Here is a 246-nt window from a genome sequence, read left to right as displayed (position 1 = left end):
TTCAAATGCAGGGCCAGCCATCGCATATAGACCTGCACCGTATGCTTTTCTCACAATAATCGAGATTTTTGGCACTGTTGCTTCTGACATTGCAGAAATCATTTTAGCACCGTGGCGAATAATACCGGCTCGCTCTACCTTCGTTCCGATCATGAAGCCTGGAATATCCGCTAAGAAAACGAGCGGGATATGATAGGCATCACATAAGTTGATGAATTTTGCAGCTTTATCAGCAGAATCGTGGAA

Annotated in this window: 1 protein-coding gene; it reads right to left on the bottom strand. The window is 44.3% G+C overall.

All coding sequences use genetic code 11. The annotated features are described in order from the left end of the window. Positions 1–246, bottom strand: a 246-nt coding sequence (locus RYX56_RS24435; protein WP_317124397.1) for a carboxyl transferase domain-containing protein, incomplete at both ends; no start/stop codon positions are given.

The organism is Alkalihalophilus lindianensis, assembly GCF_032843265.1.
Taxonomy (GTDB): domain Bacteria; phylum Bacillota; class Bacilli; order Bacillales; family Bacillaceae_D; genus Alkalihalophilus; species Alkalihalophilus lindianensis.
Note: the sequence above shows the minus strand (reverse complement) of the source record. Positions and strands in the feature narration are given on the sequence as shown.